Consider the following 22,914-nt stretch of genomic DNA (forward strand, 5'->3'; position numbering starts at 1 on the left):
CTTTGATGAAAAAGAAATTAGCCATCACACCTGAACAAGTTGCGGCTTTTTCAATTGTCCATCAAGAACCAGATTGGTTTGCAGCCTTACGCCAAACAGCCTTAGGCCAAATTGAAAAGCTCGACTTACCTATTTTCGAAAAGATTAATTACAAACATTGGCCAATTATGGCTGCGAATGCGCCAACTTTGACAACTTCTGTGACTGATACATTACCAGAAATGGTCGCTGATTTAACGGCGGATCAACCTTATGTGATTCAAGTTGGGCAAACGATTGCTAAATTAAATCTGCCTAGTGAATTGGCAGAACAAGGGGTCATCTTTACCGATATCTTCACTGCTTTACAAGACTATCCTGAATTAGTTCATGAATACTATATGCAAGTGACGGTTAAACCGGACGAGGATCGTTTGACAGCCTTTCACACAGCCTTGATGAACAGTGGGATGTTCTTGTACGTACCGAAAAATGTGGTGATTAAACAACCGATTACGGCTTATTATGTACAAGATAGCACGCAAGCCACTGATTTTATCCATCACGTTTTAATTGTGGCGGAACAAAATAGTGAGTTTAGCTATCTAGAAAACCTACAAACAATGGGTGATCACAAGAACCTAGCTAATATGGTGGTTGAAGTGATTGCCAAGGATAATAGTCACGTGCATTTCTCAGCTGTTGATGCGTTTGGTAAGTCTGTCACGACTTATCTGAATCGTCGGGGGCACTTAATGCGTGATGCCCGGATTGATTGGGCATTGGGCTTCATGAATGACGGCAATATCATTGGCGACTTTGATTCTGATTTGGTCGGCGATGGTTCGCATGCTGAAACGAAAGTGGTCGCCATTTCAACTGGGAAACAAATTCAAGGAATCGATACGCGGGTGACGAATATTGGCCCTCGTTCAATCGGCCATATCTTGCAACATGGCGTTATTTTAGAAGATGCGACCCTAACTTTTAACGGGATTGGGCACATCATCAAAGGTGCTAAAGGTGCCGATGCACAACAAGAAAACCGGGTCTTGATGTTATCACGGACGGCCCGTGGGGATGCCAATCCGCTATTATTAATCGATGAAAATGACGTTCAAGCCGGTCATGCTGCCAGTGTTGGCCGTGTTAATGAACAACAAATGTACTATCTCATGAGTCGGGGCTTGTCTAAAGAAGTCGCACAACGCTTAGTTATTCGTGGGTTCTTAGGCGCCGTCCTGACTGAAATTCCGGACAAAAATGTTCGTCAACAATTAACGGACACAATCGAGAGGAAGTTAATCGATGGGCAAAAGTCTGAACACTAGTCGGCAAGATTTTCCTATTTTAGAACAATTGGTTAATGACGAATCCTTGGTTTATTTGGATAACGCAGCGACAACGCAAAAGCCACAAGCGGTGATTGACCAAATAGTGAATTACTATCAACATGATAATGCCAATGTTCACCGGGGCGTGCATACGTTGGCGGAACGGGCGACTGCTCAATACGAAGCTGCTAGAGTTAAAGTCCAACAATTTATCAATGCCGCTTCTTCAGCGGAAGTTGTCTTCACAAAAGGGACCACGCAGAGTTTAAACTGGATCGCCGGCAGTTTTGGACCAACAGTTGTCCAAGCTGGCGATGAAATCGTCATCAGCTATATGGAACACCACAGCAACCTAGTCCCTTGGCAACAACTTGCTAAAAAGACGGGCGCCAAACTACGCTACATCGATCTATTACCAGATGGTCAGTTAGATTTAGACGTCGCCAAGCAGGTTATTGGTCCACGGACTAAAATCGTCAGTTTAGCGCATGCTTCTAACGTTTTAGGTGTTGTCAATCCGGTGAAGACGATTGCGGCACTAGTCCACGCACAAGGTGGTTATATGGTGGTTGATGGCGCACAAGCTGTCCCGCATATGCCAGTTAATGTGCAGGCGCTCGATGCAGATTTTTATGCTTTTTCAGGGCATAAAATGTTGGGGCCAACAGGAATTGGTGTCTTGTATGGTAAGCAGGCTTTGCTTGAGCAGTTATCACCCGTTGAATATGGTGGTGAGATGATCGATTTTGTTGGCTTACAAGAATCGACCTTCAAAGAACTGCCTTGGCGCTTAGAAGGTGGAACCCCCAATATTGCTGGCGCGATTGGATTAGGAGCTGCGATTGATTATCTGAATCAGATTGGGATGACCAACATCCAGGCACATGAGCAGGCTTTAGTCGCCGAGGCATTACCGGCCTTACAAGCGATTGACGGGTTGACGATTTATGGCCCGCAAGAAGCTAGTCAGCGAACCGGTGTGATTGCTTTTAACCTCGACAATCTCCATCCGCACGATTTAGCAACAGCCCTCGATATGGAAGGGGTCGCTGTTCGCGCGGGGCATCATTGCGCACAACCACTGATGCAGTGGCTAAACGTTGCGGCAACGGCTCGCGCGAGTTTCTACCTCTACAATACGTCAGAAGACGTACAAGCCTTAGTGGCCGCGATTCAAGCAGCAAAGGAGTTTTTCCAAAATGGCACTCTCTAAATTAGATAACTTATATCGACAGGTCATCTTAGACCATTCGCAACATCCGCACCATCATGGTCATTTAGACACTGTCGATCATGAAATTGAATTACGTAACCCAACTTGTGGCGATGTGTTGCAGTTGGAGATTGCGCTTGAAGATAACCGGATTAGCCAGATTGCTTTTTCAGGGGAAGGCTGCACAATCAGCCAAGCCTCTGCCAGCATGATGACCGATGCGGTCTTGCATAAGACACCTACTGAAGCTGAAGTAATGATCGAACGCTTTTCGGACATGGTGATTGGTGATCGCGATGAAGATTGGACAATTCTAGAAGATGCGGCCATCTTGCAGGGCGTTCAACAATTTCCAGCGCGGATTAAATGTGCCACGCTTGCTTGGAAGGCGCTCCACAAAGCGCTCAATAGCGATACCAACACAGCGACAACGGGTCAAATTGTGAACCATGCAGAAACGGAGGGAACAGATTAATGACAGAAGAGACGACGATGCCCCAATTTGAGAACTATGATTACGGCTTTAGCGATGATGTTGAACCCGTCTTTTCAACCGGCCGGGGCTTAACTGAAGATGTTGTGCGCGCAATTTCGCACGAGAAAAAAGAACCCCAATGGATGTTAGACTTCCGTTTAAAATCATTCCATGCTTACGAAAAAATGCCAATGCCCGATTTTGGCCCAGATTTATCCGGTCTTGATTTAGAGCATATGTTGTATTACCAAAAGGCAACTGATAAACAATACCGCGATTGGGAAGATGTCCCTGATAAAATCAAGGATACTTTTGACCGCTTAGGGGTTCCAGAGGCTGAACGGAAATACTTAGCTGGTTCAAGTGCGCAATATGAATCAGAAGTGGTTTACCACAATATGCGCGATGAATTTGAAAAGCTGGGGATTATCTTTACCGATATGGATACTGCCTTGCGCGAATATCCCGATATTGTGAAGGAATACTTCAGTACTTTGGTTAAACCAACCGACAATAAATTCTCAGCGCTCAACTCGGCTGTCTGGTCTGGTGGGACTTTCATCTACGTACCAAAAGGCGTGCGGACGGATATTCCAATCCAATCATACTTCCGGATTAATGCTGAAAATTCAGGCCAATTCGAACGGACATTGATCGTTGTTGATGAAGGCGCCAGTGTTAACTATGTCGAAGGCTGTACCGCACCAAGTTATTCAAGTGATAGCTTGCACGCTGCGGTCGTTGAAGTCTTCGTTAAACGGGATGCTTACTGTCGATACACAACGATTCAAAACTGGTCGAAGAATGTTTATAGTTTGGAAACCAAACGGGCCCAAGCCATGGAAAACGCGACAATGGAATGGGTTGATGGGAATCTCGGTTCTAAAATGACCATGAAATACCCAAGTGTCTACCTCGATGGTGAAGGCGCACGGGGGACAATGCTGTCAATCGCTGTTGCCGGCGAAGGCGTTGACCAAGACAGTGGTGCCCGGATGATTCACGCCGCACCAAATACGTCTTCATCAATCGTTTCAAAATCGATTGCCAAAGACGGGGGCGCAGTTGATTACCGAGGGACTGTTCGTTTTGAACGAGACAGTGACGGTTCTTTTGCCCACGTCGAATGTGATACGATTATTATGGATGATAAATCCAGTTCCGACACGATTCCGTATAATACAATCTTAAACGGGAACGTCTCAATGGAACATGAAGCCAAAGTCTCCAAAATTTCAGAAGAACAACTCTATTACTTGATGAGCCGTGGCATCTCGGAAGCCAAAGCAACCGAAATGATCATCATGGGCTTCGTCGAACCATTCACCAAGGAACTCCCAATGGAATACGCGGTGGAATTGAATAGATTGATTAGCTATGAAATGGAAGGGTCCGTGGGCTAGAAAAAAGGCTGTAACTCCTTATCTATCAGGGGTACAGTCTTTTTATTATAGATTTATTTTTATTTTTGCCAGATGGAGATATAGTATAAAATTATTTGTATTTGAAAATAGAAGTGAAATATCTATAATGAGTAGCCGCCAAACTCAAAAAATTGATATGATATGTATAAAGGCAATTTTCATATAATGAATTATTGGGGTGATTAAATGAATTTTAGAACGGTAATAGTGGCAATGATAGCTTTTTTTGTCGGCATATCTTTAACTTTAATGGGACTTTCGTTTAATAAAGGGGATTTTGGGAGTGTTGCTGATTGGGTAAGCGGTGTAGGATCTATTTTTGCGATTGTGGCTGTATATCAACAGATAAAACAATCTGATAAGCAGTATCGCTTGGATAAACAATCGAATTTACTTATTGCTTCAGGTATAAGGAAAATAAAGAACACTGATGAAAATGGAATAGAGATAACTACTAGTAAAGAAGAATTGTTGTTCTGGGGAACAAACGATGGAAATACAGCAGGATCATTTAAATTTATCGGGATATGCACTAAGAAACAATATTTAGAAATAATCAATTCCGAACATGATAACTTAAAAAGTAAAAATATAGATAACTATATTATTGATCCCGTTCTTGAAGTGGTTATAGGATTAGAAGAAAGAAAATTTGAGTTAATAGAACCGCATTGCGTTTCTAGTGAAATTTCTATACCTTTAGAATATATTAATAATAATTGGTCTAAAGATAGAGAGATTTGTTTAGTTTATATGGATGCAGTTGGGAATCTATACAAAAAAGATATTATAAAGGCTGTCTAACTAATAGAAACTTGTTACTACTTAATCGGTACTGTGTCAGTATCGATTAAAGATGTATGGTACATCGACTAGGTGATAATTTAAAGAAAATTTAATGCATATAATATACTATGCATTAACTAATGTATATTGGTAAGTTAATCATTATTAAAAATAATTAAGTGTAGGGAATGTTAGGTTTTATCGAGTAAGGTAAATGTATATTAAAATTAATTGTGGGGGGAGTATTTTTTGGAGAAGAATTTTGAATCGTTAACACCGAAAAATGATATTGATATATCAACATATGAGGAGGCTTTAAGTTTTGCCCTAGCCGAAAAGACAATTACGAATATTGCGTTGACAGGTCCATATGGTGCAGGTAAAAGCTCTGTTATTGAATCTTACAAAATGAAACATCCGGAAAAGGGCTTTATGAATATTTCCTTAACGCATTTTGAAGGGAATGAAGTAACTGGGACAAATATTTTAGAAGGTAAGATAATAAATCAGTTGTTACATCAAATTGATTATAACAAAATTCCTCAAACCATATTTAAAATAAAGAATAATACTAAAAAATCGACATTATGGAAATATACGATACTAATATTAGTATTTATATGCAGTGCACTGTTGGTTGTCAAATTTAAAAACTGGACAAGATATCTAAATGGTTCGTTTACTAATAAAAATTCTGGTAAGTTAGTTATGAACCTAGTGAAATTTTTATCTAGTGAGCAGTTTAATTTAATAGTATTGTGTATATTTACTGGGAGTATCGTATTTTTTATGTATAGTATTATTAAATTCCAAATAAACAAGCAATTTTTAAAAAAATAACGATAAAAGGAAATGAAATTGAAATATTTCAAGATCAAAATGAATCATATTTTGATAAATTTATGAATGATGTAATATACCTTTTTACGAGTTCTGGAAAGAACGTAGTCATTTTTGAAGATTTAGATAGATTTAATAATCCAACGATTTATGAACGCCTTTATGAAATTAATTTATTAGTTAATAAGAGATTTGCTCCTATGTCAATAAATGGCACATCTTTTTCTAAACACTCGTTCTAATTCTGTCGGAATTAAACCAACTGATGTAATTTGAGGTTCGGATTACCAAGTCCTCAAAATTGGAAAAAGTTGTTTGAAAGGCAAACTCTCTCTTCAACAATGAGTGAAAAGCTTCAATTGGCCCATTATCATAAGGATAACCTTGTTTTGAGTATGAGTGGCTAATCTGATGCCGTTCAAGTAAAGTTTCAACTTCGTTGCTGGTGTACTGTGAACCCATGTCAGAGTGAAAATATTGTGGCTTTTGATGATATTCAAGCGCCTGATTAATCGTTTCTACAACTAACGTCGCCTCCATCTGACGACCAATCTTGAAAGCAAGAACTTGATGAACCTTTGGTTCGTAAATAGAACTGAGATAAACCCAGGTTCCTGGACGTAATTCCAAATAAGTAATGTCAGCACGCCATATCCTTGCATTGGGCTGGTGCTTGATTAAATTGGGGCGTTGTGAATGATCCACATGAGTGCCAGGTTTTTTAAATCGCCGATTCATTAAAGAGTGAATCTCCATTTCCCTCATTAATCGTAAAATTCGTTTTGACCCAACACAGATGCCTGACTTGCGAAGCACCATCGTTATTCGTGGATAACCATAGGCACGATAATTATTTTCCCAAATCAATTTAATTTTTTCTTTGAGTTGATTATCAACACGTTCGTGTTGACTAGGTTGATATCTTTTCCAATGGTAATAGGTGCTGCGCGGTAATTTCAGTGCCGAAAGAATAATTGATAAGCGGTGTCGCAATAACTGATCTTCTATGAAGACAAGGCAATTAATTCGTCCTAATGCTTTCCCAGTAACACCGCCGCAGCTTTTAAAATTTCGAGTTCCTCCTTTAATCGCTGATTTTCCTTTTGAAGTTGTTTGAATTCTTTGGACGTTACTTCAGTACCGTCTTCTAGCTCAACTGATTTAGCGCCTTTAACCCAGTTATGAATTGCGGCTGGAGAAACACCGTATTCCTCGGAAAGCGAGCGAATAGATCTTTTCTCTTCACGATGCATCTTCACAATGCTGGCTTTAAAATCATCTTGATATCGTTTCATTGGAATGCTCCTATCTTGTTTTATTAATTATGGCACAACTGTTCAGAAATTTATGTACCAAATACTAGGGTAGGAGCAATTTTATTACTGCTAATATCTTACAACAGAAAAAAATTAAATAACATTCTTGACATGCATCTTAATCACACTAGATTTCTAAAATCGCTCCAATAAACATTGTGAGCAATTACATTGTCCCGACTTCTTGAAGATGTTATTTTTAAGTTAAAGAAGGAGGTGTTGAATATGAAGACTTTAGACAATATCGCTCTTGCCTTATTAATCGTAGGCGGTTTAAACTGGCTACTTGTTGGTTTATTTAAATTCGACCTTGTGGCTATGCTATTTGGCGGCCAAGCAGCTATTATTTCACGAATTGTTTATGTCCTAGTTGGACTAAGTGCGCTCTACTGTATTAAATTATTTGCTAATATCAATAACATGGCACGTTAATAACATGAAAAAAGCCCTCATTTGAGGGCTTTTTTTGATGGCTATATTTTAAAAGTTTTAGGTCACTAGCCTTAGGTAAAGTAAATAAGAAAAAAACTAACGCGTGAGGTTCATTCTATTATATTTAGGCTTTTTAAATTACTTAAATTAAGATCGTACTTGCAGATGAGTAGCCGTAAATCATTCTGCGAATTCTGCACAGAACAAAAGATGGTCTTAAAATGTTATCGCATTGACGGCCAATACAGTTACCCGTTGAGGTCGTCGCCAAAAATATGACTGTTCTAGAAGACCTCATTAACGAAACAATGCAATTTGAAACCTCATCGACACATATTGCATTCTCGGTAGCCAATGATGTGCTGGTGTAATACAAGAAAATCGATTTCTATTCTTTGCATTCAACTTATTTTGAAAGTCATTTAATTAAATCTAAGAATAAATAGACGATAGATTAACAAAATTGACTAAACGAACAAAAAAATGCGTCAAAGTGTTCACTTAACTTATAATTTTAGCTTTACACTTGTATCATAAAATGAAAAGGATATTTTAAGAAAATTTTATATTCAGAAGAAAAATAAAACTATATAGAAATATCCATTCACTATTGTAATAGTTAAAAAGAATCTTCACATATTATTTATATAAATTTACTTTACTAAGCAACTATAAAATTCTCTTCCCATAAACTCTATATTCTCCATCTTCTTCATGGATTCTATTAATATAATTTCTATCTAAATACGTATCTAAAATTAGTTTGTTTATTTTATTAACTTCAAATTTAGGTCTTTTCCCCTTGAGTACATTAATAAACTCAATAGGAAAGTCTAACTTTTTAATGAAAACTAACAGTTCATTAAAAGTCATCATTTCAACATTGACAGCAAATAACAACTTCTTATTTTCAGTTTGCTCATCTAATAATAGTCGTACCAATAATGCCTTATCTACTACATACTCATTTTCAATGATTATATTTATATTCTCTAAAGCTCTATCATATATAGCCTGTTGTAATTTCGTATTTACGTTAGCGTATGAACTTATTAACTCAGGTAAATCACTTTCTTTGAACTTATGCTGAACTATATAAGCCTTAATATCCTTAGGATAGCTACTATTTAAAATTGATATATTTTCCTTTGAAGTATCAATTAACCCTTTCTTTTCTTTTTCAGTTAGGTTTTCATTTGCTATTAATTTAATTAATACCGATTGATTGTAACAATCCTCTTGACCAAAAACATCTATAAAAGTATTCATATCACGTTTTACAAACGCGTATACGACCTCCTCATATTTTTTCATAATAGCTACAATATTTGGCATAGTAACTTCTATTATTCCGGCTAGAATTAGTTCTTTTATTTTCTCTATCTGGATACCTTCTTTATTAAATCCATCCTTATATACTAATTCAAAAGATTTCAAAATCGATATATATTTATGCGTATCTATACTATTCTTAATAACCAGGTTATCGTAGAGACTTGATAATATTTCTTCGGCATATCTACCTTTAATCGTTTGAAAATTTAATTCAATATTATTCGTATTTATTTTATCAACAAGACTATCATTCACTTGATTTTCACTAAGAAGAAAATATTCAATAATATTCTCTTCGCTAACTAAGATATTTCCTGAGTCAAATAGCATTTTTCTCTGTGACAAATCTTTTACAGAGTTAATCTCATTTATTTTTTTAGGTAATTCTAATCGATCAATAACACCACTGCTATTTTCACTAGATAAACTAGGATTATTCATTAATTCCACTATTATTTCTGGAGTTTCACGTAATAATTCGTTAGATAAACTTAAATATAGATTAATGTATTCATTTAATTGATTTTCATATATGTTTACCTTAAGAATTTCTTCTGATAATAATAGAGATATATTATCAGAATAAAATCTTTTGTTAATATCCAGTTCATAAACCATAAAAGCATTTTTCAGATTATTTTCTGAAAGGTGAAACATATTTAGTTCTACTATTTTTTTCGTTTGAATTTTTGTTGCATTTATTTCCATGAATTTTATATTTAATTTACTTAACCTTTTTAAATAGTCCTCTGAAGGTATATCACTTACTTTTAAATATTCTTCAAAATCACTAGATTGCTCAATAAAATCTTTAATCTTAATTGTTGAATCATTATCCTTAACACTCGAATCAGAAAAATAGAATATAGCAATATAAATAAATTCCTCTATTTTTAATCTTTTTTCTAAATTTAATGAAATTAAATCTTTAAGAACTAAATTCCACTTAGACTCCAATATTCCGAAGAAGTTCAAAAGTTTCTTTTCCTCTTTAAATCGTTCATAGATATCTAGTATATATACACTAGATTCACTATTTCTAATAACATTAAATATCGCTGTAACCTCGGAGTCATATTTATCCATATTTTCAATATAAAATATAGATAAGTCTAAATTCAATACTTTAAATCTAATTAATTCTTCAACTGATAATTCAGTCGTTATTCTGTCAAAATTAGTTAGACTATAAGTCCATTCCTTCGGTCTTCTATCATAGATTCCTCTTAAAAATTCTTTGTCCTCAATATTTAAGTTATTTTCATAAAAATACGTTAAATAATCTGTATAATTTTCATCAATTAACCCTTCTCTAACGATAAATATAATCAAATCAAAATATGGACTTTTAATAAGATTTTCATCGCATTCAAGTTTATTGATAAAGTCGTTAAGATCAATCTCTGAAGAAAGCAATACATCAGACATGGATTCACTATATACTTTCTCCATTCTTAATTTTAGTTCTTCTTTTTTATTAATTAGATTTGTTCTTTTGGTGCTTTCCTTATTATTCAGATTATTTAACTTAACAAGATATTCCTTTTTATCTTTTAATTCTTCAAATATCCCTGAAATATTCTTAGCCGATAGTGTAGTTTTGAGCTCTGACGAGTAGTATCCGGATGTATATGTTGCTTGTTTAACGTCAAAACTATTATTCTTAATTGCTGCAATGAAATCTGACCGATTTTCAAAGTCTGATTCTTTTTTTTCATTAACTGTATAGAATCCGTCTGTAGGATTCTTTAAAAATAAAGCATCTAACTCATTGACCGAATTTAATGTCTCAATCTCAGAATCTTCTAATTGCTTTTCTAGGTTACTAATTTGCTTTTCTATCTTTTCTATTATATCTTGAATTAAACTACTCTTTTTTGAAAATATTTCATTAATAAACCCAATCCCTAATTGAAATTTAGAAAAGTCTTTTGGAAATAAATTTTTATAAATAATTGTAGCGAGTAATTTATTATTATCCAAAGTAATTTCTGAAAGCCTATCCTTATAAATTAAATATTCATTACTGATATTTTTTAGTAGTCTCATATCATCGATATAAAGAGACAGTTTTCTTAAAACCTTAATATCAAAATCGTTAGATATTCCAGCATCTTTAAAAGTCTGTATGAATTGTTCAAAAGAGTTTGACGAATCTATAACTGGAATTATTGGAATTATAAAATCAAATAACTTAGTTCTATCTTTTGAAGTAAATGCATCATCCTTAATTAGATAAATAAACTTAATCTGATTCTTTTTCTTATTAACAGCTAATTGCTCCTACCCTAGTATTTGGTACATAAATTTCTGAACAGTTGTGCCATAATTAATAAAACAAGATAGGAGCATTCCAATGAAACGATATCAAGATGATTTTAAAGCCAGCATTGTGAAGATGCATCGTGAAGAGAAAAGATCTATTCGCTCGCTTTCCGAGGAATACGGTGTTTCTCCAGCCGCAATTCATAACTGGGTTAAAGGCGCTAAATCAGTTGAGCTAGAAGACGGTACTGAAGTAACGTCCAAAGAATTCAAACAACTTCAAAAGGAAAATCAGCGATTAAAGGAGGAACTCGAAATTTTAAAAGCTGCGGCGGTGTTACTGGGAAAGCATTAGGACGAATTAATTGCCTTGTCTTCATAGAAGATCAGTTATTGCGACACCGCTTATCAATTATTCTTTCGGCACTGAAATTACCGCGCAGCACCTATTACCATTGGAAAAGATATCAACCTAGTCAACACGAACGTGTTGATAATCAACTCAAAGAAAAAATTAAATTGATTTGGGAAAATAATTATCGTGCCTATGGTTATCCACGAATAACGATGGTGCTTCGCAAGTCAGGCATCTGTGTTGGGTCAAAACGAATTTTACGATTAATGAGGGAAATGGAGATTCACTCTTTAATGAATCGGCGATTTAAAAAACCTGGCACTCATGTGGATCATTCACAACGCCCCAATTTAATCAAGCACCAGCCCAATGCAAGGATATGGCGTGCTGACATTACTTATTTGGAATTACGTCCAGGAACCTGGGTTTATCTCAGTTCTATTTACGAACCAAAGGTTCATCAAGTTCTTGCTTTCAAGATTGGTCGTCAGATGGAGGCGACGTTAGTTGTAGAAACGATTAATCAGGCGCTTGAATATCATCAAAAGCCACAATATTTTCACTCTGACATGGGTTCACAGTACACCAGCAACGAAGTTGAAACTTTACTTGAACGGCATCAGATTAGCCACTCATACTCAAAACAAGGTTATCCTTATGATAATGGGCCAATTGAAGCTTTTCACTCATTGTTGAAGAGAGAGTTTGCCTTTCAAACAACTTTTTCCAATTTTGAGGACTTGGTAATCCGAACCTCAAATTACATCAGTTGGTTTAATTCCGACAGAATTAGAACGAGTGTTTAGAAAAAGATGTGCCATTTATTGACATAGGAGCAAATGTCAGGAGCGAGTTGAATGAAACAATTTGAACCAGCACGGATTAATGATCAGTATTCTTTAACGTTAAATGAGACTGGGAACGTCATGTTGTCTAAAGTAGGCGTTGGTATTGTGGGACAGATGAGTTATTATTACACGCGTAACGATTTACCGTTGTTTATTTGTCGTCACGAACCACGTGCGGATCTAAGAACAATTCATGATGTGATGGTTCAATTGGACGCCCAGCTGGCAGAAATGGTCGGTTGCGGCTGTTTAATGGTTGGTGGTCAGAACGTGGCACTGCAATGTAGAACGGTCTAATTAAAAGAAGCCACGCTATCTAATGGATAGTGTGGCTTCTTTTGTAGAAAGCTATTTATCTTGTCAAATGTAAAATCGGATATGGTTTATCAAAGCCATCTCGCTGACTCCGTGATACAACTGTAAAACCGTGCTTTAAGTAGAACGCTTTGGCACGTTGATTTTGTTCGTTTACATCAATTTTATTAATCCGTTGATTATTGATTAGCCAGTCTAAGATTTGATGGCCATACCCGCCACCAATGTAATGAGGGTCGAGAAATAGCATCTCTAATTCTTGACCGTTGGTACCACTAAAACCAATAGGTTGGTTATCTAGTGACCAGATTCTGAGAACCGTTTGATCCAGGAATTGGGGGATTTGTGTTTTATAAAAGGTTACGTCTTCAGGTTGTAAGAAATTATGCGTCGCTAAAACGGACTGTTCCCAAATATCGAGGACTAGCGCATAGTCTGAGGTGGTTGCTAATTGATTCGATAACATTTTATGACCTACTTTCAGTTTATTAATAGATTAAATTAAATGGTTCTCGAAGTCAATTAAGTGATTAATAATGTCCTTTTTAGTCATTTTTAAAGATATGAATGCTGTTTAACCCTTTCGGTTAGGCAGTATTTTTTTATTGGGGAAATGCGCTGATATATAATGATGAGAGATCGACATCATTTTATGCGGTTTTATTTAATAATATCAACTTTACGAATTGTGATAAAATGATGAAAATTGTGAACTGAATTTAGATAATTTAAATATTTAGCGTCGATATCCGAACGAATTACGTATATTTGTGATAAAATATTAGCAAATGAACGGTTATTAGGAGGCGGTCTGATGTATCATATTAAAATTAATAATATGCAGTTTCATTCGCATATTGGTGTTTTTCAAGCTGAGAAGGATCTAGGTCAGCGTATTGAAATTGATTTAAAGGTGGCAATTATGACGCCTTATCAAGGAGACGAATTAACGGATACGGTCAGTTATGCTGATTTTTATGAAGTGATTGCCCAATTAATCGCCAAATCACGCGCTAATTTGGTCGAAACAATCGCTCATGAGATTATCCAGGCAATTCACGCCCTTGATCCTGATCGGATTGGCTTAGTTGCGGTTAAGGTGCGCAAGATTGCGGTGCCAATTGAAGGTATTTTTGACCATGTCGAAATCGAGATGGAGGGTTGAGTTTGAGCAATCAAGTTTATATTAGTTACGGCAGTAATATGGGTGATTTAAAGGCGAATATTAACCAGGCGCTAGCCCTTTTGACAGTCGATTCGAAAATTCAAATTGAACGCCGGTCAGCCTTTTACCAAACCGCGCCGGTGGGTCCAGTTGAACAGGCCGATTTTATCAACGGCGCTTTAAAAATCAGTACCGATTATACGCCGGATCAGTTGTTGGTTGTCTTACATCAAATTGAGCGGGCGTGTCGGCGTGAACGAACAATTCACTGGGGACCGCGGACGTTGGACCTAGATATTATTTTCTTTAATGAGCTGGTCTTACAAAGTGATACGTTAGTGATTCCCCATCCAGAAGCTTTCAAGCGACTATTTGTGCTAGTGCCAATCCTAGAAATCTGTGGGGCCGACTTTTATCAAAAAGCTGCGATTGAAATCCAGATTGATGTCTTGAAGCAGGATCAAACCCAGACGATTAAACGATTAGAAGAGGTAAACGATGATAGAACAAGCAAATCAGCAAATTGAAAAAGATGTGCGTGATATTTTAAAGCAAGTTGGCGATGATCCTGAGCGTGCTGGCGTGTTAGAAACCCCACAACGAGTCGCTAAAATGTACGGAGAAGTTTTGGCGTATCAAGGAGAAACCATCTTTAAAGACTATAAGTTGTTCGAAACTGAAGAGACCGACGATGATCAGATGGTGATGATGCAGGACATTCCGTTTTATTCAATGTGTGAGCACCACATGTTGCCCTTTTTTGGTCAGGTCAGTGTGGCCTATTTGCCAGCCAATGGGCAGATTATCGGCTTGAGTAAAATTCCCCGGTTAGTGGATTTCGTTTCAAAAAGATTGAGTGTTCAGGAGAATTTAACGCGTGATATCGGACAAATTTTAAATCAAATATTAAAGCCACACGGGGTTGCGGTTCAAGTGACGGCGCGCCATATGTGTGTTGAGATGCGCGGCATTAAGAAGGCCAATAGTCAGACCCATACGACTTTTTACAGCGGCAATTTTAAAACCGACCGCCAATTACGCAGCGAATTTCTACAACTATTGAAATAGGGGATTTTAGTATGCAAGATGAGGAAATGGTCACACAATTACCAGGGATGTTATATGGTGAAGACGAGCGGGTGACGCTCTTGCGCCAGATTTTAAAAGCGATGGGGCAGCCAGATCATGCTTTTTCGATTATTCATGTGTGCGGAACGAATGGCAAGGGCTCAACGAGTGCGATGATTGCGGCAATTCTGCAAGCATCCGGCTACTCCGTGGGGTTATTTACGAGTCCGCACATCATGGCAGTCGAGGAAAGTATTCAGATTAACCGGCAGTTGATTTCAAAAGCGCAGTTTGAGCGATTATTGGCGACGGTCCAAACCGTTTTAAAAAAACTTGGCTTTGATCCGACGACGGACTTATCGTACTTTGAAACATTAGTATTGGTGGCGTTGGTCTATTTTAAGCAGCAACAAGTCGATTATGTCCTGTGGGAATGTGGCTTGGGTGGCGAGTTAGATGCAACCAATGCGGTTGATCGATTGGCCTACACGCTATTTACGAAGATCAGTCTCGATCATATGGCGCTATTGGGCGATACGATTGAAGCAATCGCTACGACTAAATCCAAAATTATCCGGCCACAGACACCGGTTATTGTGGCTCCCGAACAAACGAAAACGGCTTTGCACGTTTTAGAGGCTGAAGCTAAGCGGCAATCAGCACTGCTTCAGATTGCCCCTCGTGATTGGTTCGTGACAAGTCATCCAACCAGTGCTGGCCAAGAAGTGACGGTTAAATTACCAGAGCGTGAACCATTAACGGTTTCTTTGGCATTGGCGGGGACCTATCAATTAGAGAACCTGCTAACGGTATTGACGTGGTATCGGCAGTTTTGTCGTGATCAAGGGCACGCGGTAGACGAAATCGTCTTACAACGTGCTTTGGGGCAGGTCCGCTTACCAGGCCGCTTTGAGCGCCTGGCAACGGAACCGCTAGTCGTGATTGATGGTGCCCATAATCCGGATGGCATTCGGCAGTTTGTCCGGAGTGTCCAAGAACGCTATGGTGGTTACGATTTAACGATTGTAACTGGCTTTTTAAAAGATAAGGCGGTTGCTGAATGCTTGCAGCTTTTAACGCAACTACCAGCGCGGTTTATTTTAACGACCCCCATCAATCAAGATGACCGACAATTACCAGTTGCTGAATTAGGGGCGCTATACACGCAGATAACAGGCCAAACAGCACCTGAATATCCAGCAATTGAAGCGGCTTTAAAGGCGGCTAGTCAACCTGCAACGGGGAATAAACCGCAAGTCATCTTAGTTGTAGGGTCATTTTATTTATTAAAGACAGTTCGGCAACACTTTTTGAGCTAGGGAGGATCATATGCAAATTAGCGAAGCACAACCCAGTCAATTGAACGCCATCCTTTTGAAATTTAGTGGGGATGCAGTTGAAATCGAAAAATTACAGCGACTTTGTTTAGCCAATCATTGTTTAATTCAACAATTGGACCAACAATGGCTTGGTCAGTTTAGTCTTTTTCAACTAGCGGCGTTACAGCAAAATTGGTCGCAATATTTTGGTCAGCCAAATGCGCAGTTAACACAAATTTGGCACGCCAAGCAAATTTTATGGACCGGCCCTGGTTTCAAGTTCGATTTAACGGTTGATCCGATTGTCTACGCGATTATTAACTGTACACCAGATTCTTTTTATGATGGTCAACCGAGTCAAGCGCTGGGTCAGATTATGACGAAAATCGAAGCTGATTTGGCCAATGGTGCAGTGGTGATTGAAGTCGGTGGCAAATCGACGCGCCCAGGTTATCAAGAAATTACGCCTGATGAAGAATGGCAACGGATTGCACCCGTGATTGCGGCAGTGCAACAGGAATGGCCCAGCGCGGTGTTGGCAGTTGATACCAATAATGCGGATGTTATGCAACGGGCAGTCGCAAGCGGCGTGCCAATTCTGAATGATATCGATGGTTTCGATAACGCGGCTAAGCTCGAGGTCGTCGCCAACCATCGACCCGCAGTGGTCACGATGTATAATGGCCGCCATTATCAAAATGACGTTTTTGAAACGCTCGATCAATTTTACCAAGAGACGTTAGCAAGTTTGGAAGCGGCCGGTTTAACGCGCCAACAAATCGCTTTGGATCCTGGGGTTGGTTTTTCACACGCTAAAAATACAGCGTCTCTGGATCTGTTTAAACTCAATAGCGTTCAACCAACAATGAAGTATCGTGCGCCAATTATGGCGGGGATTTCTCGGAAAAGCTTTATGGAAAGCAAATTTGATTATCCGATGGCAGAACGCTTAACCTCAACGCTGTTATTGGAACAATTGATGGTTGAGCAGGGGGCCCGTATTCTGCGCGTGCACGATGTTTTGGCAACGCATAAAATGATCAATTTATTCAAAGGTTATCAGCAAGCAGATCTATTAATGGCGGTCCGCTCATGAACGATTTGTTAACGCAAATTCAGCGGCTAGCTGAGCAATCAGCAGCGTTTAATGACCGACAAAAATATCAGATGATTAGTGAATTGATGGCCCAACAAAAACGGCCCCTTTATCGGGCGGTCAACGATCAATATCATTTATCCGCTAGTGCCCTCGTATTTAAAAATAATCAGCTATTGATGGTTCGGCATCCATACCTGCATCAATGGTTGTTACCGGCGGGCCATGTTGAACCGTCTGAAATGCCAGTTCAAACGGCACTACGCGAGTTATTGGAGGAAACTGGGCTAGTCGGGGAGCAAGCACAATTGGTGGATGCCAATTTGATCAAGATCCCGGACAATCCATTGAAAAAGCAAGCAGCCCATATGCACATTGATTGCCGTTACTTAATCACTGCAAAAGAGCAGGTAAGCGCACCAGCCGAGCTACCCAATCATTGGTTTTCACAAGATAAAGCACCGGCGGAATTCCAACCCTATTTTAAACTTTAATAAGGTGAGGGCTTATCTTTACCGATAAGCCAGATATTTTTTAAAAATTAAAGGAATTATTACTAGGAGAAACAAATGGCGATTACAATTAGACATGAAGAAGAAAAAGATTAAAGAGGGGCTGAATAATTGGAGATTAGACGCTATCAGCAGGCGGATTGTCAAGCAGTGGCAGAACTGTTTTATAAGACAGTGCATACAGTGAATGCTGGCGATTATACGAAAGCGCAGTTGGCTGTATGGGCCACTGGTGAGCCTGATTTAAAGCAGTGGGATCAATCGCTGCAATCACATTTCAGTGTTGTCGCACTTGAAAATGATAACCTGATTGGTTTTGGAGATATTGATCAAGCTGGCTATCTCGATCGGTTATTTGTCCATGCCGATTATCAAAGAAGAGGCGTTGCGACTGCTATCTGTCATCAGCTCGAGCAAGCTGTTGCATGCCGAGTTGTCACACATGCTTCGATTACGGCCAGACCGTTCTTTGAAAGTCGGGGCTATCAAGTGATTCGAGAACAACAAGTAGCACGGCAAGGTGTTTTATTGACCAACTTCGTTATGGAGAAAAATAGGTAATCAATAGTTTTTAGTTTTCTATGATAATTCTAATGAACAACCGCTTACATCCATGCTATAATAAAGCCACAATTGAATAACGCATCTGGGGTGCCTAAGAGCTGAGATTATACCCATTGAACCTGATATAGTTAGTACTAGCGCAGGGAAATGTCGTGTCGTTTGTTTATTAAACGTGCTACCCGTCAATTCTTAATTGGCGGGTATTTTGAGTGCTTGTAAAGCGGCCCCAGAGGTGAATTAATAGGAGGGGCAACATGTCATTTACAAGTATTGTTCAAGAGAAAGTCGCACCATATTGGGAAGGTAGTTTACGTCATCCGTTTATCGTTCAACTGCAAGCGGGGACGTTGCCAGAAGAAATATTCCGGTATTATTTGATTCAAGATCATTATTATCTTCGTTATTTCAGAAAATTACATCAAATCGTCTCCGATCGATGTCAAGATCAAGAATTAAAAGCGTTGATGACACTAAGTGCAACTGGTTTGAAAGATGGTGAAATGATCGTTCGGGAACAATTTTTTGAAGCCTTAAAAATAACGGCTGATGAGGTTCAAGAAACACCCGTTGCGCCGACAACTGATCACTATATTGCTCATATGTATCGACAATTATTTGCGGATAATCCCGCAATCGCGGCGGCTGGCCTATACCCTTGTGCTTGGTTATACAGTGATATCGGAATGGCTTTAAGTCAACAGCCAGCTTCACCCAATCCATACTATCAACGCTGGATTGAAACCTATACGAAGGCTGAACTGCAGGATGAAATTCAAATGACGGGTATTGTTTTAAATCGCTTGTATGCATCGAGTTCAGCTGATGATCAGGTTAAAATGGTGCAGGCGTTTGTTCGTAGCAGCCAATTGGAATACCACTTCTGGGAGATGGCTTATCGCAAGGAACAATGGTTGCGTGGGGACGAATACGATGAACAATAGCCGAACGAAGCGATTAACCATCCTTGCGATGATGATTGCACTAGATGTCATCTTGTCGCCATTATTTCGTATTGAGGGGATGGCGCCGATGTCGAGTGTTCTGAACGTTACTGCGGCGGTGTTAATGGGCCCGGTTTATGCAATCGTAATGGCGTTGGTGACTGCTATTTTAAGAATGATGTTACTGGGGATTCCGCCTTTAGCCTTAACGGGGGCTCTTTTTGGTGCTTTATTAGCTGGTCTTGGTTATCGGTATGGTGGTCATATTGGTTGGGCAATTGCGGGTGAAATTCTAGGAACGGGTTTAATTGGCTCATTACTTTCTTATCCAATCATGATTTGGTTTACGGGTAGTGCTAACGGTTTATTTTGGTTCGTTTACACACCACGCTTTTTTGGCGGTGCCATTTCGGGCAGCCTAATCGCTTGGTTATTCTTGTTTAAATTAAAGGAAACAACGATTTTTAAACGAGTTCAAGCTGATTTTTACAAATAATAAAAAAGAGCAACGCTAAATGCGTTGCTCTTTTTTAGATTGTAGCGGTTTATTTGAATTGTTCAGTTTGGTCTGTTGTTAGCCAGAAGGGTTGAGAAGTGACGTTAAAGTGCATGTCAAATGCGCGACTACCCATTTCTTCGCCATCGACCTGGCCGAATTCTAACGTTTGGGTTCGAACAACAAGATCGTCGGCTCTAAAATGATGAACAGCTTTGTAGCGAGTGTGCTTACCCATTAACATCATAATAAATAGGTAGCAGAAAAAGAAAACGTTCAACTTCTCTATCACCACAAGGTCCAGTTTTTGATCATCGACGCGTGCAGAAGGCATAATGGGAACACCACCGCCAAAGTAAGGATGATTCGTCGTTGTGACTAGAAAACCTCGGCTGAAATTTTTAACAGTGCCATTAGCCTTGACGGTAACTTGGAAAGCATCTTGTGACGTAAAGGCTTGGATTAGTGAGAAGACGTAAGACAGGGAGCCAATATGAAACTTATTTAAAAAACGTTTGCTTTTAGAGTTATTGGTGATGCTGACGACGGAAGCGTCAAAACCAATACCGACATTGTTGACGAAATAACCGGTCTCGTCCTTAAGGGCATCATGATAAACACCCAAATCGATATTGACGGGGGCGCTAGTTGCAAGAATCTGTTCAAGGGCTTGTAGTGGATCACTATTTAAGCCAATTCCGCGGGCGAAGTCATTGCCGGAACCACAAGGTAAATAAGCGATGGGAATGTCGGTTTTGCCGGCGTTCTGAACACCGTTAATTGCTTGGTTTAAAGTACCATCACCACCGATAATTAGTAAAACTTGATTGGTTCGTTTAAAGCGAGCAAATTGGTAGGCAATCCGAGTGGTATGGCCGGGATAGCTAGAAATTTGTAGTTCGTATGAAATGCCGCGTTGCTTGAGGACGGTTTCAATCTGCGGCCAAATCTTCTGAGCTCGGCCAGTACCAGCAACTTGGTTTAAAATAATATAAAAATGAGGCGTATCAGCCATTCGGATTCCCCCTTTCAGAAAAGATATTCGGTGTATATTATAGCGGGAAATGACAAGTTTTACTACCTAAATTTTTGATAAGAATCTAAAAAAGGGCGGGACAAACGTTAGTTTGTCCCGCCCTTAAAGGTTTTATTCGTTACTTTGAATGATCATTGGTAAAATCATTGGATGGCGTTCCGTCTTTTCAAATAGGAAATCTTGAAGGCCATCAATAATTGCTTCTCGGACTTGGCTTTCAGTGACCTTGTCGTTAGCATTGAACGTGTTGACGATCATTCTGAAAACCCGTCGTTGGGCTTCGCTGATCAATTCACCAGATTCACGCATATAGACAAAGCCCCGTGAAAGAATATCAGGACCGGCAAGAATATTTTTCTCACCGAAGTTAATGGTTGCGACAACCACGACCAAGCCTTCTTCAGAAAGCATTTTACGATCGCGAAGGACAACATTACCGATATCACCAATCCCGTTACCATCAACATAAACGTCGTCGGCACTGAAATGGCCAGCAACATGTGCTGAGTCAGCAGTTAAGGCTAAGACATCACCATTTTCAAGGATGAAACAATTGTCCGGTTCAACGCCACATTGTTGGGCGAGTTCGGTATGAATCTTTTGCATCCGGTATTCACCATGACAAGGCATGAAGAACTTAGGTTTCATCAAACGTAACATCAATTTTTGTTCTTCTTGGCCACCATGACCAGAAGTATGAATGTTGTTGACTTTACCATGGATAACTTCAGCGCCTGCTTCAGAAAGCTTATTGATAACGTGGTTAACACTCGTTGTATTCCCAGGAATTGGATTACTTGAGAAAACAACTGTATCGCCAGGTTGGATTGAAATCTGACGGTGAGTACCATTAGCAATCCGGCTTAAAGCAGCCATTGGTTCACCTTGAGAACCGGTACAGATAATCATCACTTTATCAGCAGGTAATGAGTTAAGTTGACTTGCATCAACAAGTGCTTCATCAGGAATATTTAAATAACCTAATTCACGACCATTAACAACGGCAGCTTCCATACTATGACCGAAGACCGCAATCTTACGACCATTAGCAATCGCTGCATCTGTTGCTTGTGAGACCCGTGAAATATTAGAAGCGAAAGTTGCGAAGATAATCCGGCCTTCAATCCGTTCTACAATGTGGCGGATTGAATTGCCAACAAAACGTTCTGATTTCGTGAAGTTAGGTACTTCAGCGTTGGTACTATCAGACATTAGGCAGAGGACGCCTTCTTCGCCGAGACGTGCCATCTTTTGAAGATTAGGAGAAGGTTGATTACCAACAGGTGTTAAGTCAAACTTAAAATCACCAGTTTCAACAACAACCCCTTGAGGTGTATGAATCGCAACCCCTAATGTATCAGGAATTGAATGGGTTGTTCGGAAGAAATCAACACTTGTTTTGCGGAATTTAAGGACGGTATCTTCGTTTATTTCATGTAGTTCAGTAGACCGCAAAAGACCGTGTTCTTCCAACTTGCCACGAATTAAAGCAAGGGCTAAAGGACCTGCATAAACAGGGACGTTTGGCACTTGTTGTAAGAAGAAAGGCAACCCACCAATATGATCTTCATGACCATGGGTGATGACAAGGGCTTTGATTTTTTGTTGATTCTTTTGAAGATATTGATAATCGGAAATGACATAGTCAATGCCTAATAATTCATCTTCTGGAAACTTGATGCCGGCGTCAATAACGATAATTTCATCTTGGAATTGAACACCGTACATGTTCTTACCAATTTCGCCAAGACCCCCTACGGCAAAAACGGCTGTTTCATTGTTTTTTATATTGAGTTTCAT

21 protein-coding genes, 2 pseudogenes and 1 riboswitch are annotated in these 22,914 nt (G+C 39.0%); of the genes and pseudogenes, 18 read left to right on the top strand and 5 right to left on the bottom strand.

The annotated features are described in order from the left end of the window. The first annotated feature begins 5 nt into the window (after positions 1–5). From sufD to LEUCM_RS10065, 7 genes are all read left to right on the top strand, one after another. The gene (sufD, locus tag LEUCM_RS06605) at positions 6–1,310 is read left to right on the top strand and encodes a Fe-S cluster assembly protein SufD (protein WP_016265250.1); all 1,305 of its coding nucleotides are present in this window, start codon (positions 6–8) and stop codon (positions 1,308–1,310) included. Further along, positions 1,288–2,526 carry a cysteine desulfurase gene (locus LEUCM_RS06610; protein ID WP_025016455.1) on the top strand — a complete coding sequence of 413 codons (1,239 nt, stop codon included), beginning with the start codon at positions 1,288–1,290 and terminating at the stop codon, positions 2,524–2,526. Before sufD ends, LEUCM_RS06610 begins: the two co-directional genes overlap by 23 nt. Beyond that, positions 2,513–3,001 (top strand): Fe-S cluster assembly sulfur transfer protein SufU, encoded by a 489-nt coding sequence (sufU, locus tag LEUCM_RS06615; RefSeq protein WP_016265248.1) that lies wholly within the window; start codon positions 2,513–2,515, stop codon positions 2,999–3,001. Before LEUCM_RS06610 ends, sufU begins: the two co-directional genes overlap by 14 nt. After that, entirely contained in the window at positions 3,001–4,404 is a 1,404-nt protein-coding gene (gene sufB / locus LEUCM_RS06620; protein ID WP_016265247.1) for a Fe-S cluster assembly protein SufB, read from the top strand. The genes sufU and sufB overlap by 1 nt, the downstream gene beginning before the upstream one ends. Before the next feature lie 207 nt (positions 4,405–4,611). Further along, complete coding sequence (locus tag LEUCM_RS06625; RefSeq protein WP_025016456.1) at positions 4,612–5,229, top strand: hypothetical protein; 618 nt, start codon at positions 4,612–4,614, stop codon at positions 5,227–5,229. Between the two features lie 231 nt (positions 5,230–5,460). Then, positions 5,461–6,051, top strand: a complete 591-nt coding sequence (locus LEUCM_RS06630) for a YobI family P-loop NTPase (protein ID WP_096695397.1) — start codon at positions 5,461–5,463, stop codon at positions 6,049–6,051. A 23-nt stretch (positions 6,052–6,074) separates the two neighbouring features. Next, positions 6,075–6,293, top strand: a complete 219-nt coding sequence (locus LEUCM_RS10065) for a YobI family P-loop NTPase (protein WP_373879108.1) — start codon at positions 6,075–6,077, stop codon at positions 6,291–6,293. Here the strand turns inward: LEUCM_RS10065 and LEUCM_RS06635 are convergent. Beyond that, positions 6,277–7,346, bottom strand: a protein-coding gene (locus tag LEUCM_RS06635; RefSeq protein WP_112234043.1) for an IS3-like element IS1163 family transposase whose coding sequence is annotated in 2 segments (ribosomal slippage) — positions 6,277–7,118 and positions 7,118–7,346 — 1,071 coding nt in all. Because the reading frame shifts where the segments join, the coding sequence is not laid out codon by codon here. The genes LEUCM_RS10065 and LEUCM_RS06635 overlap by 17 nt on opposite strands. Positions 7,347–7,592: 246 nt before the next feature. Between LEUCM_RS06635 and LEUCM_RS06645 the strand changes: the two genes are divergently transcribed. Next, positions 7,593–7,799, top strand: coding sequence for a DUF378 domain-containing protein (locus tag LEUCM_RS06645; RefSeq protein WP_016265245.1), 207 nt, complete (start codon positions 7,593–7,595; stop codon positions 7,797–7,799). Positions 7,800–8,468: 669 nt separating this feature from the next. Here the strand turns inward: LEUCM_RS06645 and LEUCM_RS06650 are convergent. After that, positions 8,469–11,387: pseudogene (locus LEUCM_RS06650) on the bottom strand (YobI family P-loop NTPase); the annotation flags it as partial. Between the two features lie 103 nt (positions 11,388–11,490). On the opposite strand from LEUCM_RS06650, the gene LEUCM_RS06660 reads away from it, so the two are divergent. Then, positions 11,491–12,560 (top strand): IS3-like element IS1163 family transposase gene (locus tag LEUCM_RS06660; RefSeq protein WP_112234043.1). Its coding sequence is split into 2 segments (ribosomal slippage): positions 11,491–11,719 and positions 11,719–12,560, totalling 1,071 coding nucleotides; the frame shifts between segments, so codons are not numbered across the junction. A gap of 51 nt (positions 12,561–12,611) precedes the next feature. After that, a complete protein-coding gene (locus tag LEUCM_RS06665; protein ID WP_016265244.1) occupies positions 12,612–12,899 on the top strand; it encodes a hypothetical protein in 288 nt (95 codons plus the stop codon). Positions 12,900–12,954: 55 nt separating this feature from the next. Here the strand turns inward: LEUCM_RS06665 and LEUCM_RS06670 are convergent, their stop codons facing one another. Then, the gene (locus LEUCM_RS06670; protein ID WP_016265243.1) at positions 12,955–13,383 is read right to left on the bottom strand and encodes a GNAT family N-acetyltransferase; all 429 of its coding nucleotides are present in this window, start codon (positions 13,381–13,383) and stop codon (positions 12,955–12,957) included. Between the two features lie 348 nt (positions 13,384–13,731). On the opposite strand from LEUCM_RS06670, the gene folB reads away from it, so the two are divergent. The 8 genes and pseudogenes from folB (at position 13,732) to thiW (ending at position 20,078) form a co-directional block, all read left to right on the top strand. Further along, complete coding sequence (folB, locus tag LEUCM_RS06675; RefSeq protein ID WP_016265242.1) at positions 13,732–14,082, top strand: dihydroneopterin aldolase; 351 nt, start codon at positions 13,732–13,734, stop codon at positions 14,080–14,082. Positions 14,083–14,120: 38 nt separating this feature from the next. Next, positions 14,121–15,150, top strand: a pseudogene (gene folE / locus LEUCM_RS09935) (GTP cyclohydrolase I FolE). A gap of 11 nt (positions 15,151–15,161) precedes the next feature. After that, positions 15,162–16,469, top strand: a complete 1,308-nt coding sequence (locus tag LEUCM_RS06690; protein WP_056936418.1) for a bifunctional folylpolyglutamate synthase/dihydrofolate synthase — start codon at positions 15,162–15,164, stop codon at positions 16,467–16,469. A 10-nt stretch (positions 16,470–16,479) separates the two neighbouring features. Further along, positions 16,480–17,565: a dihydropteroate synthase gene (gene folP, locus LEUCM_RS06695; protein WP_025015720.1), complete on the top strand. Its 1,086-nt coding sequence runs from the start codon at positions 16,480–16,482 to the stop codon at positions 17,563–17,565. Then, entirely contained in the window at positions 17,562–18,059 is a 498-nt protein-coding gene (locus tag LEUCM_RS06700) for an NUDIX hydrolase (protein ID WP_016265237.1), read from the top strand. Before folP ends, LEUCM_RS06700 begins: the two co-directional genes overlap by 4 nt. A gap of 129 nt (positions 18,060–18,188) precedes the next feature. Beyond that, the gene (locus LEUCM_RS06705) at positions 18,189–18,638 is read left to right on the top strand and encodes a GNAT family N-acetyltransferase (RefSeq protein ID WP_016265236.1); all 450 of its coding nucleotides are present in this window, start codon (positions 18,189–18,191) and stop codon (positions 18,636–18,638) included. A gap of 76 nt (positions 18,639–18,714) precedes the next feature. Continuing rightward, a riboswitch (TPP riboswitch) is annotated at positions 18,715–18,804 on the top strand. A gap of 91 nt (positions 18,805–18,895) precedes the next feature. Continuing rightward, positions 18,896–19,582 (top strand): thiaminase II, encoded by a 687-nt coding sequence (gene tenA / locus LEUCM_RS06710; protein WP_016265235.1) that lies wholly within the window; start codon positions 18,896–18,898, stop codon positions 19,580–19,582. Further along, complete coding sequence (gene thiW / locus LEUCM_RS06715) at positions 19,572–20,078, top strand: energy coupling factor transporter S component ThiW (RefSeq protein WP_025015722.1); 507 nt, start codon at positions 19,572–19,574, stop codon at positions 20,076–20,078. Before tenA ends, thiW begins: the two co-directional genes overlap by 11 nt. A gap of 49 nt (positions 20,079–20,127) precedes the next feature. Here the strand turns inward: thiW and LEUCM_RS06720 are convergent, their stop codons facing one another. Together LEUCM_RS06720 and rnjA are read right to left on the bottom strand one after the other, a co-directional pair. Beyond that, positions 20,128–21,093, bottom strand: coding sequence for a diacylglycerol/lipid kinase family protein (locus tag LEUCM_RS06720; protein WP_016265233.1), 966 nt, complete (start codon positions 21,091–21,093; stop codon positions 20,128–20,130). A 132-nt stretch (positions 21,094–21,225) separates the two neighbouring features. Beyond that, entirely contained in the window at positions 21,226–22,914 is a 1,689-nt protein-coding gene (rnjA, locus tag LEUCM_RS06725) for a ribonuclease J1 (protein WP_025015723.1), read from the bottom strand.

This window comes from Latilactobacillus sakei subsp. sakei DSM 20017 = JCM 1157 (assembly GCF_002370355.1).
Classification (GTDB): Bacteria; Bacillota; Bacilli; order Lactobacillales; family Lactobacillaceae; genus Latilactobacillus; species Latilactobacillus sakei.